Origin of the sequence: Granulibacter bethesdensis (assembly GCF_001889525.1) — a bacterium.
GTDB classification, from domain to species: Bacteria; Pseudomonadota; Alphaproteobacteria; order Acetobacterales; family Acetobacteraceae; genus Granulibacter; species Granulibacter bethesdensis_C.
Map to the genome: position 1 here is coordinate 992,936 of NZ_CP018192.1, position 14,635 is coordinate 1,007,570.

Annotated in this window: 13 protein-coding genes; 9 read left to right on the forward strand and 4 right to left on the reverse strand. The window is 58.4% G+C overall.

Features of this window, described 5'->3' with window-relative positions; genetic code table 11:
- Positions 1-56 precede the first annotated feature (56 nt).
- Together GbCGDNIH6_RS04435 and tkt are read right to left on the reverse strand one after the other, a co-directional pair.
- The gene (locus GbCGDNIH6_RS04435) at positions 57-2,894 is read right to left on the reverse strand and encodes a bifunctional transaldolase/phosoglucose isomerase (protein ID WP_072562990.1); all 2,838 of its coding nucleotides are present in this window, start codon (positions 2,892-2,894) and stop codon (positions 57-59) included.
- A gap of 4 nt (positions 2,895-2,898) precedes the next feature.
- Positions 2,899-4,995 (reverse strand): transketolase, encoded by a 2,097-nt coding sequence (tkt, locus tag GbCGDNIH6_RS04440; protein ID WP_072562991.1) that lies wholly within the window; start codon positions 4,993-4,995, stop codon positions 2,899-2,901.
- 676 nt (positions 4,996-5,671) lie between these two features.
- Here tkt and rpiA point away from each other — a divergent pair.
- The 6 genes from rpiA (at position 5,672) to GbCGDNIH6_RS04470 (ending at position 9,850) form a co-directional block, all read left to right on the forward strand.
- Positions 5,672-6,364 (forward strand): ribose-5-phosphate isomerase RpiA, encoded by a 693-nt coding sequence (gene rpiA, locus GbCGDNIH6_RS04445; protein ID WP_025286365.1) that lies wholly within the window; start codon positions 5,672-5,674, stop codon positions 6,362-6,364.
- 6 nt (positions 6,365-6,370) lie between these two features.
- Complete coding sequence (locus GbCGDNIH6_RS04450; protein WP_072562992.1) at positions 6,371-6,877, forward strand: gluconokinase; 507 nt, start codon at positions 6,371-6,373, stop codon at positions 6,875-6,877.
- Between the two features lie 87 nt (positions 6,878-6,964).
- Positions 6,965-7,441 (forward strand): copper chaperone PCu(A)C, encoded by a 477-nt coding sequence (locus GbCGDNIH6_RS04455; RefSeq protein ID WP_072562993.1) that lies wholly within the window; start codon positions 6,965-6,967, stop codon positions 7,439-7,441.
- A gap of 9 nt (positions 7,442-7,450) precedes the next feature.
- A complete protein-coding gene (locus GbCGDNIH6_RS04460) occupies positions 7,451-8,716 on the forward strand; it encodes a NupC/NupG family nucleoside CNT transporter (RefSeq protein WP_232449966.1) in 1,266 nt (421 codons plus the stop codon).
- Positions 8,717-8,802: 86 nt separating this feature from the next.
- Positions 8,803-9,291, forward strand: a complete 489-nt coding sequence (locus tag GbCGDNIH6_RS04465) for a nuclear transport factor 2 family protein (RefSeq protein ID WP_072564340.1) — start codon at positions 8,803-8,805, stop codon at positions 9,289-9,291.
- Positions 9,292-9,298: 7 nt separating this feature from the next.
- Positions 9,299-9,850 (forward strand): TetR/AcrR family transcriptional regulator, encoded by a 552-nt coding sequence (locus tag GbCGDNIH6_RS04470; protein ID WP_072562994.1) that lies wholly within the window; start codon positions 9,299-9,301, stop codon positions 9,848-9,850.
- 13 nt (positions 9,851-9,863) lie between these two features.
- Here the strand turns inward: GbCGDNIH6_RS04470 and GbCGDNIH6_RS04475 are convergent, their stop codons facing one another.
- Both GbCGDNIH6_RS04475 and GbCGDNIH6_RS04480 read right to left on the reverse strand, forming a co-directional pair.
- The gene (locus GbCGDNIH6_RS04475) at positions 9,864-10,256 is read right to left on the reverse strand and encodes an ArsR/SmtB family transcription factor (protein ID WP_332455404.1); all 393 of its coding nucleotides are present in this window, start codon (positions 10,254-10,256) and stop codon (positions 9,864-9,866) included.
- Positions 10,253-10,942 (reverse strand): peroxiredoxin, encoded by a 690-nt coding sequence (locus tag GbCGDNIH6_RS04480; protein ID WP_232449967.1) that lies wholly within the window; start codon positions 10,940-10,942, stop codon positions 10,253-10,255. The genes GbCGDNIH6_RS04475 and GbCGDNIH6_RS04480 overlap by 4 nt, the downstream gene beginning before the upstream one ends.
- Before the next feature lie 162 nt (positions 10,943-11,104).
- Between GbCGDNIH6_RS04480 and GbCGDNIH6_RS04485 the strand changes: the two genes are divergently transcribed.
- The 3 genes from GbCGDNIH6_RS04485 (at position 11,105) to GbCGDNIH6_RS04495 (ending at position 14,576) form a co-directional block, all read left to right on the forward strand.
- Positions 11,105-12,040, forward strand: coding sequence for an MBL fold metallo-hydrolase (locus GbCGDNIH6_RS04485; RefSeq protein ID WP_072562995.1), 936 nt, complete (start codon positions 11,105-11,107; stop codon positions 12,038-12,040).
- A gap of 64 nt (positions 12,041-12,104) precedes the next feature.
- Positions 12,105-13,757 carry a bifunctional protein tyrosine phosphatase family protein/NAD(P)/FAD-dependent oxidoreductase gene (locus GbCGDNIH6_RS04490; protein WP_072562996.1) on the forward strand — a complete coding sequence of 551 codons (1,653 nt, stop codon included), beginning with the start codon at positions 12,105-12,107 and terminating at the stop codon, positions 13,755-13,757.
- A 42-nt stretch (positions 13,758-13,799) separates the two neighbouring features.
- Positions 13,800-14,576 carry a sulfite exporter TauE/SafE family protein gene (locus GbCGDNIH6_RS04495; RefSeq protein ID WP_198355810.1) on the forward strand — a complete coding sequence of 259 codons (777 nt, stop codon included), beginning with the start codon at positions 13,800-13,802 and terminating at the stop codon, positions 14,574-14,576.
- The last annotated feature ends 59 nt before the right edge of the window (positions 14,577-14,635 follow it).

Consider the following 14,635-nt stretch of genomic DNA (forward strand, 5'->3'; position numbering starts at 1 on the left):
CTGGGGCAGATAATCGATAAGGCTTGGTCTATGCGCAGGCGTAATAAACGATCAGATCAGGACAGCGCCTCTCTGACCGCCTCAGCAAGTGTGCTGAGTCCGCTCTCGATGCCGCTGGTGAAATGAACCCGCAAGGCGCGACGACCACGCTCGGCCAGCACATCGAAATCCCCCCGTGCCTGAGCCGCTTTGACAATGCTGAAGCCGTAGCTCTGGCCGGGAACGGGTTGGTCCTGCGCATCTTCGGTGGTGATTTGCAGGAACACACCGCTGTTCGGGCCACCTTTATAGGCCTGTCCGGTAGAGTGCAGGAAACGTGGACCGAAACCGAGGCAGGTTGCCACATGCTTCGCGCTCAAGATCTGTGCCCGGATGGCCTGCATCGCGGCTTCATGGGCCTCGGTATGCTCGATATAGGCCAGCAGGGCAGCATAATCACCGCTGCCGATCCGGTCGAAATGGATCTTTAACGCTTCTGCCAGGCTTGTAGGAGCGCCGAATGCGGCTGCATTCCGCGGATCGGCATAGAGAGCAATGCCTTCACCGGTGAAGAACGGTTTTTCTTCAGGCAAAGAGCCAGTTTTTTCAACCGAGCTGGTCAGTTCGCGTGTCTTGATCTTGCTGGCTTCGACATCTGGTTGATCGAACGGATTGATGTCGAGGATGGCACCGGCAACGGCTGTTGCAATTTCCCAGCGGAAGAATTCCTGCCCAATATGCAGCGTGCTGGGAACGGTCAGACGCGCCACCGGATGCCCGGCTTTTTCCAGAGCCGCCACAAAGGCAGCCTGTTCAGCATCTTCACCGTCTTTCAGCGCGATATAGGCAAAGAAACGATCATTCCCGTAAGCAGTGGGATCAAGACGAGGTTCATCGGCAACAGGGATCAGCCCCTTGCCCTGCTTACCGGTCGATTCCGCCAGAAGCTGTTCCAGCCACGCACCGATATCGGCAATGCCGGGGGAGGCGATCAGCGTCACCTTGTCCCGTTTGTATTTTGTCGCCGCGACGCCCAAAGCGAGACCGAGTTGCAGGCCGGGATTTTGTGCCGGAGGTGCATAAGGACCGCAGGCATGAACCATTTCAAGCGTTTTTGACAGGAAAGCCGGAACGTCGATGCCAATAGCCGCCGCCGGCACCAAACCAAATTTGGAGAGCACGGAGTAGCGTCCGCCAATGCTTTTCACGCCATGGAAAATGTCGGCAAACCCATCCTGTCGGGCAACCTCTTCCATATGGGAGCCGGGATCGGTCACCGCGACGAAATGACGGCCGTTCTTGCCTGCTGCTTCATAGAAATACTGCTTGAAGATATTCGGCTCCAGCGTGCTGCCGGATTTGCTGGAGACGATGAAAAGGGTGGTCGGCAACGCCACCGCATCACGGATCGCCTTCACCTGCGCCGGATCGGTGCTGTCCAGCATATGGAAAGTCGGCCAGCCACTGCGCTGTCCGAAAGTCTTGCTCAGCACTTCGGGGCCAAGGCTGGAACCGCCCATGCCGAGCAGCACGACATCGGTATAGCCGCCTTCCTGGACATGCTGCGCAAAGCGGGTCAGTGTGTCGGCATCAGCCAGTTCCTGTTCGACAATGTGCAGCCAGCCCAACCATTTGTCTTCATCGGCATTGGTCCACAAAGTCTTTTCACCACGCCACAAGGCACGGATCAGGCCGTCGCGACGCCAGGTTTCGGTCTCGGTCTCGACATCTTTTTTCAGCGCGTCAGAGCCGAAAGAGATGACGCTACGGGTGGCTTCACCATCGAAAAACTGAGCACGACGCTGGGCCACGGCACCATAGAGCTTGTCGGCATCATCGGCGAAACGCTGCACGCCATCGACGACCAGATCAGTGGTGATCTGATCGAGGGAAATGCCCTGTGCTGCGAGGTCATGCAGAGTTTTCTGTGCGGCTTCCAGATCGTCCTCGATCGTGGTTGCAATTTTGCCGTGATCGCGGGTGGCATCCATGGTCGCGGGGGGCATGGTATTGACCGTGTTGGCCCCGATCAGTGTCTCGACATAGAGCGTATCCGGCAGATCCTTGCTCTTGACGCCGGTGGAGGCCCAGAGCAGACGCTGCGGATTGGCGCCTTTGGCTTCCAGTGCCTTCCATCGCGGATCGGCGATCAGTTTTTTATAGTGCTGATAGGCCATTTTTGCGTTGGCAATGGCCACCTTGCCGTACAGGCTGCGCAGAACATCGGCATCGCCTTCTCCGGCTTTCAGCTTGCGCTCGACCTCTTTCTCGACGGAGGCGTCAATGCGGCTGACGAAGAAGCTGGCGACGCTGGCAATGTGGGAGATGTCTTCTCCCTTTGCGGCGCGTGCCTCCAGACCCTTGATATAGGCCCAGGCGACCGCATCGTAAGCTTTCAGCGAGAAGAGCAGGGTGACATTGATATTGATGCCATCGGCAATCAGCGTTTCGATGGCGGGTACGCCTGCCTCCGTGCCTGGCACCTTGATCATCAGATTAGGCTTGTCGACAGTCTGCCACAGGCGGCGGGCCTCATCGATCGTGTCCTGAGTGCGGAGGGCCAGATAGGGTGATACTTCGAGGCTGATATAGCCGTCCTGACCTTTCGTCTGCTCCCATACCGGATAGAGCTGATCGGCGGCATGGCTGATATCGGTGATCGCCAGCGTTTCATAAAGCGTGGAAATTTCCAGATCGCCGCGGTCGAGCGTTTCCTTCAATTGCGGATCGTATTCCTTGCTCTGACCGATGGCTTTTTCAAAAATGCTGGGATTGGAAGTGACGCCGCGTACACCGTCACGCTCGATCAGTTTCACCAGCTCCCCGCTTTCCAGCAGGGAGCGGCTGACGAAATCCAGCCATGGCGATTGCCCGTGATCGTTGAGCTGGGCGAGGGGGTTCTTGGTTTCGCTCATGATATCACCGTGCTTTCGCGTGTTTTTTGACCTGCTCGCGCGCGGCTTCGGCCACGGCGTGCGGGGTAAAGCCGAAATGTTTCAGCAGCTCTGCCAGCGGGGCAGAAGCCCCGAACGTGTGCATACCGATCACTGTGCCTTCGGAACCGGCGTAGCGCTCCCATCCAAATGTCGCACCCTGTTCAATGGTAACGCGGGCCTTGATCGAGGGAGGCAGGACATTGTCGCGATAAGACTGATCCTGACGCTCGAACAGTTCCCAGCTTGGCAGGGAGACGACGCGGGCTTTGATGCCTTCCTGAGCCAGCGTTTCATGCGCGGCGATGCAGTGTTGGACCTCGCTGCCGGTCCCGATCAGGATCACGTCGGGGGCGCCATCCGTGTCAGCCAGAATATAGCCGCCACGGGCGACACCGCTGGCAGATGCGTATTTGCTACGATCCACAGTCGGCAAGGCCTGACGTGACAGGATCAGACAGACCGGCTGATGCTGGAACGGGATCAGGGTGCGCCATGCTTCTGCGACCTCGTTCGCGTCGGCGGGGCGGATCACGATGTTGCCGGGAATGGAACGCAGGCTGATCAGTTGCTCGACAGGTTGATGGGTCGGGCCATCTTCGCCTACGCCGATGCTGTCATGGGTGAAAATCCAGATTGCCGGGATTTCCATCAGCGATGCCAGGCGGATGGGAGCGCGCATATAGTCGCTGAAGATCAGGAAGCCGGAGCCGTAAGGTCGCAGCTTGGACAGCGCCATACCGTTGATGGCTGACCCCATCGCGTGCTCACGGATACCCCAATGAAAGTTACGGCCGAGGCGGTTTTCAGCCGAGAAGCTTCCCCCCGCATTCTCACCGGCCGCATCCGTGAAAGTCAGCAGCGTATTGGTGGAGGGGGCGAGATCGGCTGAACCTCCCAGCAGCCACGGAATATGCTTGGCAACGGCATTCAGCACCTTGCCGCTGGACTGACGGGTGGCAATGCCTTTCGCATCGGCTTCGAAAACCGGAATGTCCTTATCCCAGCCTTCCGGCAGGGTGCGCTTCTCGATTTGATCGATTTCGCTGGCCAGATCGGGATATTCGGAGCGGTAGCGGGCAAACAGCGCCTGCCATTCCTTGTTCAGACGGGCAGAGCGTGCACTGATTCCATTGGCGAAGGTTTCATAAACGCCGTCCGGCACCAGGAATTTGGCATCTTCCGGCCAGCCATAAAACTTCTTCGCGAGCTTGATTTCTTCGTCACCAAGCGGGGAGCCATGCGCTTCATGCGTATCCTGCTTGTGCGGCGCGCCCCAGCCAATGATGCTGTGAACCAGAATAAAGGCCGGCTTGCCGGTTTTTGCGCTCCGGATATGGCTTAGCAGCGCATCAAGCTTCGCAGTGTCGTTGGCGTCGTCCAGAGTATGGACATCCCATCCATATGCGGCAAATCGTGCTGCGACATCCTCACCGAAGGCCAAATTGGTACGGCCCTCGATCGTGATGTGGTTGCTGTCATAGATCCACACCAGATTATCGAGCTTGAGATGACCGGCCAGTGAAGCCGCCTCGCCAGAGACACCCTCCATCATGTCGCCATCGCCGCACATGGCATAAATATTGTAGTCAAATAAAGTGTAGCCGGGCCGATTATAGCGGGCGGCGAGATATTTCTCGGCAATGGCCATGCCGACGCTGTTGGCGACGCCCTGACCCAGCGGGCCGGTTGTAGTCTCCACACCGCTGGTATGGTGATATTCGGGGTGACCCGGCGTCTTGCTGCTCATCTGGCGGAATTGCTCGATATCCTGGAGCGTCACCGCTTTCTGGCCGGATGTGTTGTATTTATTATCGACAGCCTCGGTGCCGGTAAGGTGCAACAGCGCGTAGAGCAGCATCGATGCGTGACCGATGGACAGTACGAAACGGTCGCGATTCGGCCAGATCGGGTCCGCCGGATCAAAATTCAGGTGATTTTGCCACAGCGTATAGGCCACAGGGGCCATGGACATAGGTGTACCAGGATGCCCGGAATTGGCCTTCTGGACCGCGTCCATCGCCAGGGTACGGATGGTGTTGATTGCAACCGTATCGCGAGTATCGGGGTGGTGCGTGTCCATCAAGGCAATCCTCTTCCGCGTAATATGTCGATGTCAGGCCAATAGAGCAGAGCGATGCGACCGGGAAGGTCGCAGACCACTTATCGGCGTGCCGGAGTAAGCATGACGGGTTCCCTGTGAACGGTCGGACGGAGAGAAGCGTTCCATCCCTATACACGATTGGGTAAGGCCCGTTGTGAGGCCATTGGTGCAGGGCATGCCATATGCCTGGTATGTTATCAGCCAGGGCCATTATCTGCCAGTTCAGAAAAATGTCGTCTGTCGCAGCCAGTGGGTTCTGTCAGTCTGGAGGTATCCAGCCTATCATCTAACACGCCGTCCGCAACTGCCTTCACACGACAAACCTGTGACACTGCGCTGAGGCATTGCCCTTGAGATATTGCCCCTGAGACATTGCCCCTGAGACATTGCATCGTACCAGGATTTGCTTGCTCTGCTTGATCGGGCAGGGAGGGGCGGGTGAAAGAAAATAAGATTTTCTTCGGATAGCCTCAGCTTCCGCTTCCATGCGCGGGGTAGCCATGCTGATGACCTTCCTGCGATAGTGGGGCATCAGACGGATGGTGCATCCTCTGAGCAGAGTATGTCACTTTAAAATCTTGTTTATTGTGTGTGCCTGATGCGGCTGAGAATCATCGCGCCGTATCGGGATAAATGGTCGCGGGGAGCCTGAACGATGGATACGGATGCGCTGAAGCGCCTGGCGGGGGAGGAGGCGGCAGCCCTTGTTCAGGATGGCATGGTGGTTGGACTTGGGACTGGATCGACCGCTGCCTGCATGGTGGATGCGCTGATCAGACGCGTGGCGCAGGGCCTGAAGATCGTGGGAATTCCGACATCGATCCGCACGGCGGAGCAGGCGCAGGCTGGCGGCATTCCTCTGACCGATCTGGGCGCACATCCGCGGATCGACCTCACGATTGACGGTGCGGATCAGGTAGAGCGTGGCACTTTGAATCTCATCAAAGGTATGGGCGGCGCCCTGTTGCGGGAAAAGCTTGTGGCTGCTGCCAGTGAGCGGCTGGTCATTATTGTCGATGATCGCAAATTGTCCGAAAATCTGTCTCTGCCGGTTCCTGTTGAGGTGGTTCCGTTCGGCTGGCAGGCGACCGATCTGCGTATTCAGGCGCTCGGTGGCCGTACCGTATTGAGGGGTGGCGCGGATGGCACTCCTTATGTCACGGATAATCACAACTATATCCTCGATGTGGATTTCGGAGCGATGGGCGGCTCCCGTAAGCCGGAGACACTGGATGCGGCGTTGCGGGAGATTGTCGGCGTCGTCGAGACCGGATTTTTCATCCACCGTGCGGAAACCGTCATTATCGCCGGTGAAGGGGGCGTCACGCGCTGGCAGCGTTCGGCCTGAGCTCTTATGGCGGTTTGTCGATCCATGCTGCTGGTGGTGATGGGGGTTTCCGGCTCCGGCAAGACCACCATTGCGCAGGCGCTGGCGCGGCGGCTTGGTCTGGTGTTTCAGGATGCTGACGATTTCCACTCTGCAGCCAATATCGCCCGGATGAAAGCGCGTATTCCCCTGACAGAGGCTGATCGTGCCCCATGGCTTGCCACCATCGCTGCCTGGGTCAGGAATCAGGCTGAATCCGGGGAAGGGGGCGTGCTGGCCTGCTCCCTGTTGCGCCATTCCTATCGTGAGCAGGTTCTGTCAGGGGTGCCGGATCGCCGCCTTATTTATCTGCGGGTGAAAGCGGATATTCTGAGGGCGCGTCTGGAGCATCGATCCGGACATTTCATGCCTGCCAGCCTGTTGGACAACCAGCTTGCGACACTGGAAGAGCCTGCCGACACGGAGCATGCTCTGACGGTGGATGCCAGCCAGAGTCCTGAGGCCGTAGTAGCGGAGATCATCCGCCGGTTGTAACAGGAGGGCAGGGGCGATCTCGCTTCACAGAGTTGCTGACTTATTCTGACACTTCGGACATTTCAACGTATCCATGAAGGGGGGCTCATGAAGCGCCGACAGTATTGCGTGTTGTCATTGCTGGCCATCGGGACCTGGGGGCTGGGGTCTGTTTCGGCGCAGGCCGAGCCGCCCCTCGTCAGTGAGGCATGGGCGCGTCCTTCCATGGCGGCTGGGCATCCGGGCGTTGTCTATCTGACCATCAGAGGGCGCGGAGAGGGGGACAGGGTGGTGTCTTTCTCCACGCCAGTCGCAAGTTCGGCGGAGTTGCACCGGACCACCATGGAGCATGGCATCATGCATATGGACCCGGTTTCCGGCCTCGATGTTCCCGCCAGTGGCACGGTGCGGCTGACCCCCGGTGGCTATCACATCATGCTGATGGGGCTGAAACAGGGGTTGAAAGTCGGTGACCATTTTCCGCTAACCCTGACATTTCAGCATGCAGGCCTGCAGACGGTCGATGCTGTCGTGGCGACCAGTGGCAATGGTGCCCATGATCTGCATGTCAAAGATCACCATTAGACAACGGTGATGGAGATGGCGACGTGGCAGGGCCTGCTGGGTCTGGCGGCATTTCCTCTGATCGCATGGTTGCTGGGGGAACATCGGTGCGTGCGTGTGCCGTGGCGCGTCGTGGGATCGGCTTTTGCGCTCCAGATGGTGTTTGCGCTGCTTCTGCTGCGTATTCCCGGTAGTGCGGTCCTGCTACTGGGATTAAACAGGGTGGCACTGACCCTGCAGGAGGCAACCGACGCCGGAACCTGTTTTGTGTTCGGTTATCTGGGTGGTGGTCCGTTGCCGTTCGCGGAAACAATGCCGGGAGCCAGTTTCATTCTGGCTTTCAAGGTGTTGCCGTTGGTGCTGGTGATCAGCGCTCTGTCCGCGCTGCTGTATTACTGGGGCGTGTTGCAGCGTGTTGCCCGTGTGCTGGCTCTGCTGCTGCGCCGGGTGATGGGGATTTCGGGTGCGCTGGCACTGGCGGCGGCAACCCATATCTATGTCGGAATGATTGAGGCTCCGTTGCTGATCCGTCCTTATCTGGCCGGGATGCAGCGTGGAGAGCTGTTCGCCGTGATGACCTGCGGCATGGCCGGAATCGCTGGGACCATGATGGTGCTGTATGCCAGCCTGATCGGGCCGGTCATGCCGGGCGCGTTGGGGCATATTCTCGTGGCGTCGGTGATCAGCACGCCGGCGGCTCTGGGGATGGCTGCGTTGATGGTTCCCTTCGAGATGGCTGAAGATCGTGGCAAGGAAAAAGGGTTGGGGGCGTCACTTTCTGTTGAGGAAGTGCCGGCCGGAGCACTTGATGCACTGGTCAAGGGAACGCGGGATGGTATCGCGCCCCTGATCGGTATTCTGACAGTGCTGATCGTTGCAGTGGCTCTGGTGCATCTGGTGAATGATGCCCTGTTCCTGATGCCGGGTTCGCCCAGTTTGCAGGAGCTGGCTGCATGGCCTTTTCGTCCGTTGATGTGGCTGGCGGGCATCCCGTCTGATCAGGTTGGGGTGGCGGCCGGCCTGATGGGGCAGAAGACCATCATCAATGAGTTCGTGGCCTATAATGGATTGGCCCATCTGCATGCTGGCACTCTGGATGCACATGCACGGCTGATTGTAACCTATGCGCTGTGTGGTTTTGCCAATCTTGGCTCTGCCGGCATTCTGATCGGCGGCATGGGAGCGATGGTGCCGGCGCGACGGGCTGAAATCGCAGAGCTTGGTTTGCGATCCGTGCTGTCCGGAACCTTGGCGACCTGCATGAGTGGGACCGTAGCCGGCCTGCTGCTGGGGTGACTGGAGCGGCGTTGCTGGCAGCAGACAGGCTTGCAAAATCATTTCGCCACGGCTCTATTGTACCGATCGGTACAAAGGAATCCATCATGCCCGCTTCGATTCAGGATCAGCCTCGTCCTCCCTTGCCGCCTTTTTCCTGGGAAGATGCGGTGAAGAAAGTGCGTGCTGCGGAAGATGCGTGGAACGGGCGCAGTCCGGCACGCATTGCTCTGGCCTACACATCGGACAGCGTCTGGCGCAACCGCTCCGAATTTCTGCGTGGTCGGCAGGAGATTGAGGCGTTCCTGACCCGGAAATGGGAGAGGGAGCATGAATATCGCCTGATCAAGGAGATATGGGCTTATGGCGATCATCGCATTGCCGTGCGCTTCGTCTATGAATGGCGGAATGAACACGGTCAGTGGTTTCGTTCCCATGGCAACGAGAACTGGGAATTTGCGGCAAACGGTCTGATGCAGGCGCGTCATGCGAGCATCAATGATGTTCCGATCACCCAGGAGCAGCGCCTGTTTTTATGGGATCGTTCGGGACCGCGCCCGGCGGATCATCCTGGCCTGACGGAATTAGGGCTGTAGCCCGGCGATGGAACAGTCGGAACGTGCGTCGGTGATTGCCACGCTGGGCGAGGTGTTCAGGGAGCATGGCTATGAAGGGGCCAGTCTCAGTCTGATCACCGCGCGAACCGGCCTTGGAAAGGGCAGCCTCTATCATCTCTTCCCCGGCGGCAAGCGGGATATGGCGGAAGCTGTGCTGGCAGATGTGGCACGCTGGTTCGAGGAGCAGGTATTCCGTCCTCTACGGGAGCAGACCGATACGAAGGTAGCCATAACTGCCATGATCGAGGCCTGTATTGCCTATTTCCGTGGTGGAGGCCGGGTCTGTCTGGTGGGGGCCTGGGCGTTGTCGGAAACGCGGGACAGGTTCAGAACGCAGATCATGACCTATTTCAGTGCGTGGCGCGATGCGCTGGCGGACGCCCTGATGCGGGGCGGCGTTGCTGAACATACGGCGCATAGGCGGGCAGAAGAAGTGGTGGCCCTGATTCAGGGTGCTCTTGTTGCTGCCCGTGCGCTGGATGATGCCGCGCTGTTTCCCCGTATGCTGCGTGATCTCTCTGCGTCTCTGGTCCGTTGATAGGGGGAATGTCTCATACAATCCGGGCGAAGATGGCTCCTCCGGATGCGGGCGCATACGCCGCGCGGGGGGATGCGGGGGCGGATGTCACGCTATCGGGTAGGGTTGCCTCGCCGAACAAGGTGAGGGCAGCGCGGACTCGTGCAGCACAGGTTTCGTCGGTCAGGCGATAGAAAACCTGTCTCGCCTCCCGCCTTGTGGAGACGATACCGGCCTGCCGCAGGGCGCTCAGCTGTTGGCTCAGCCCGGGCTGGACGATCGTGGTTGCGGCTTCGATCTCCCCGACATTGTGCTCCCCCTGCAGCAGCATCGACAGGATCAGCAGGCGTTGCGGCTGTGCATAAAGCCGCATCTGCCCGGCAGCGCGGGTGGCCTGTTCCGGGGTAAGGGTGAACCTGTCCATCATGGCACGGAGGACTGAAAACGGCAGAGCCAGCGATCCGTACTCTCCGCCATCTCGGCCTGCGTGACGGGGGCGGGCAGCAGCGTATCCTCACCGGGTTGCCAGCCTTCGGGGGTCAGGGTGCCGGTCCGGCTGGTCTCCTGCAAAGCAATCAATAGACGCAGCATTTCCTCGACCGAGCGTCCTACCTGCATCGGATAGTAGATCGCGGCGCGCAGCACGCCATGCGGATCAATGAAGAATGTGCCTCGGACAGCAGAAGAATCGGGTGCGGATGGATCGATCATGCCGTAGGCGCGACCGATCACCATGGAGGGGTCTTCGACAATCGGGAACGGAATGGTGATGCCGAACTGCGCCTTGATGGTACGAATCCAGGCAAGATGCGCATGCAGGCTATCAACGGACAGGCCCAGAAGATCGCACTGGCGTTCCGCAAATCGGTCGGCAGCGCGGGCGATGGCCATGAATTCACTGGTGCATACGGGCGTAAAATCGGCAGGATGGGAAAAGAAAATCAGCCATCGCCCACGATAATCAGCCAGTGAAACCTGCCCGTGAGTTGTGCGGGCACAAAAGCCCGGAACGATGTCACCCAATCGCGGGGGGCAGGCAGAGTTCGTCAGTTTTTCCTCGATCGGTGTCGAAGGGGAAACAAGGGATGTCATCCGGCCAGAGCTGTCTTTCATGAACGGGATGACCTTTCATGCACGTAGCAAACGAGAAAGGTCAATTTAAACTTTCATTCTTTCTGAAATAATGTATGTTTGCTTCATATCAATGCGGAGGCGCTGTCAGATGCTGCCTGACCACAGGATGCCGATGCCGTGACGGAGATTTCTTGTCCCTCTATGCCGACAGCCCCGCCGGACCCGGTGATTGGGGCTGCATGCAGGCAGATTGCGCAGTCCGTCCAGGATGGGCTGTGCCCTGTGGTACAAAGTTTTTTCGATCCGCAAACGCATACTGTCAGCCATGTGGCGTTCGATCCTGACAGCAAGCAGGCCGCCGTCATCGACAGCGTGCTGGATTATGATGCAGCGTCAGGGCGCACCTCCACCGGCCATGCCGCCATGATTGTGGAGTGGGTCCGGCAGAACGGGCTGAGTGTGCAGTGGTTGATCGAAACCCATGTGCATGCCGATCACCTTTCGGCAGCGCCATGGGTGCACGGACAGCTTGGCGGTACGCTGATGATTGGCGAGCATATCCAGAGGGTGCAGAACACGTTCGGCGATATTTTCAATGAAGGCGACAGCTTCGCACGTGACGGATCGCAATTCGGTCGTTTGATCAGCGATGGCGAAGGCTTTGCGCTGGGTTGCATTCCCGCCATGGCGCTCCATGTGCCGGGGCATACGCCGGCGGATATGGCGTTCATCATCGGCAATACCGTCTTTATTGGCGATACGCTGTTCATGCCGGATTATGGAACGGCACGGGCGGATTTTCCGGGTGGCGATGCGCGGACGCTCTACCGTTCCATCCGCCGTCTGCTTTCCCTGCCGGCAGAGTCACGCCTGTTCCTGTGCCACGACTACAAGCCGCCAGATCGGGACCACTTCGCCTGGGAAACGACGGTGGCCGCGCAGCGGGCGCATAATATCCATGTCCATGATGGCGTTGATGAAGAAAGTTTCGTCGCCATGAGGGAAGCCCGGGATGCGACGCTTGATTTGCCGGATCTCATTATTCCCTCTGTGCAAGTGAATATGCGGGGTGGACGTCTGCCCGAGCCGGAAAAGAATGGGGTTCGCTACCTGAAAGTGCCGGTGAATCTGCTGTAATGGCCGATCTGGCGAATCACTGAGTGTTTGTCTTCAGAAGTCTGTATCAGCAGGAAATGGCGCGATGTCCTTCCACAAAATCACTTCCAGTTTCTCGGCCGGTCCGCAACTGACGGAAGAGGCTGTGGCAAAGGCCGCGGCCGAAGGATATCGCAGCATTTTCTGTATGCGCCCGGATGAGGAGGAAGCCGGCCAGCCTTCATCCACCCAGATCGCCGAAGCCGCTGCGCGCCATGGATTGGAGTTCGCCTCTTTCCCGGTGGCCGCAGGGCAGGTAGCAGACAGTGCGACGGTGGCCAGAATGGCGGAAGCGTTCGGAAGGATGCCTCATCCCGTTCTAGGATATTGCCGCACCGGACAACGTGCGGTTTCGATCTGGGCCCTGTCGCAGTCGGGTATTCTGGACCCTGACGAAATCGTTGCGTTGGCGCAGAGCGGAGGTTTCAACGTCGAACCACTTCGCCCCCAGCTTTTGCCGCTTGCACCTGTCGGTGGACGAAAAACCTTCAGCGTGGTGATTGTCGGAGGAGGCGCCGCCGGGATTTCGGTTGCAGCCAGTTTGCTGAAGCGTCAGAAAAATCTGTCTGTCGTCATTATTGATGGCGCCACCGAGCATTATTACCAACCTGGCTGGACGATGGTCGGCGCCGGTGTTTTCAGTGCCGATTTTACCCGCCGTTCCGAAGCATCGGTGATCCCGGCGGGGGCGCAATGGCTGCGCTCTTTCGTGCGTTCTTTTTCGCCTGCCAGTAACGAGGTTGTTCTGGTGGATGGTATGGTGGTTGAATACAGCGTGCTGATCGTCGCCGCAGGAATCAAGCTTGACTGGGATGCCATTCCTGGCCTGAGGGAAACGCTCGGAAAAAACGGGGTCACCTCCAACTACCGTTATGATTTGGCACCCTATACCTATTGTCTGGCAAAAGAATTGCGTGGTGGCCGTGCACTCTTTACCCAGCCGCCAATGCCGATCAAATGTGCTGGTGCGCCGCAGAAAGCAATGTATCTATCCTGCGATATCTGGCAGAGCGCCGGTGTGCTCCGTAACATCAATGTCCAGTTCCACAATGCGGGCGGCGTTCTGTTCGGCGTGGCGGCCTATGTGCCGGCACTGATGAAATATGTCGAACGCTACGGCATTTCTCTTCAGTTCGGATCAAAGCTGGTGGCCGTTGATGGTCCAGCCCGCACCGCAACGTTCGAGAAAGATGGCGAGCGTATCGAACAGAGTTTTGATATGCTGCATGTCGTGCCGCCACAGGTTGCGCCTGATGTCATCGCTCATAGCGAACTGGCTGGAAAAGATGGTTTCGTGGAGGTCGACCCGGCCACCATGCGTCATGTGCGCTTTTCGAATATCTATGCGCTGGGCGATGTCGCCGGTACGTCCAATGCGAAAACCGCAGCTGCTGCGCGCAAACAGGCACCGGTCGTGGCAGGCAACGTGCTGGCGACGCTGCATGATAAGGAACCGGATTATGTTTATGACGGCTATGGTTCCTGCCCGCTGACTGTTGAGCGTGGCCGGATCGTACTGGCGGAATTCGGCTATGGGGGCAAGCTGCTGCCCACATTCCCGAAATGGCTGCTGGATGGGTTGCGTCCAACACGGACGGCATGGATTCTGAAAGCTCGTGTTCTGCCTTCACTCTACTGGAACGGTATGCTGAAGGGCAAAGAGATTTTTGCCAAACCCACGAAGCGTAGCGACGTCTGATTTTGTGGACACAAGCCTGATCGCGTACAGCGGGAGGATCGGATGATCCTGAGCACCACACAATATCTGCTCGGTGTGATCTCCGGCAGTCTGGTCGGGCTGACACTTGGTGTGGTGGGAGGGGGCGGCTCGATACTGGCTGTCCCGCTGATGGTATATCTGGTGGGGGTGCCGTCGCCGCATATGGCGATTGGCACCAGTGCTCTTGCTGTTGCAGCCAATGCTTTTTCAGGATTGATCGGCCATGCGCGCGCGCATACCGTGAAGTGGCGCTGTGGTGGCATGTATGCGGCTTCGGGCATTCTGGGGGCGCTGGGTGGATCTGTTCTTGGTAAAATGATGAACGGACAGAAATTATTGTTTCTGTTCGCCATGCTGATGATTGTCATTGCCGTACAGATGCTCAGGGGCCGCAAGCGGGAAGGTAATCCGGGAGCGGAGTGCAACCGCGAAAAAGCTCCTAAAGTACTTGCATACGGATTGGGAACCGGCCTGTTTTCCGGCTTTTTCGGGATCGGCGGTGGCTTTCTGATAGTGCCCGGCCTTGTGGCCTCTACCGGCATGCCGCTGTTGAATGCGGTGGGATCATCGCTGGTTGCGGTTACGGCTTTCGGGCTGACGACAGCGGCAAGTTATGCGTTCAGCGGGCTGGTGGATTGGCCGCTGGCTATTATGTTCATTCTTGGTGGTATTGCAGGATCCATGGTCGGGATTGCAGTCAGCCGCTATCTCGCCGGGTGCAGTGGCATGCTGGGAACAGTGTTTGCCGGGCTGATTTTCGTTGTTGCCGCTTATATGCTCTGGAAAACGCTTACCTGATTGTGATGTGTCGCGTGGGTGACACAACGTAGGTGTCATCCTAGGATTCCGACAACCGG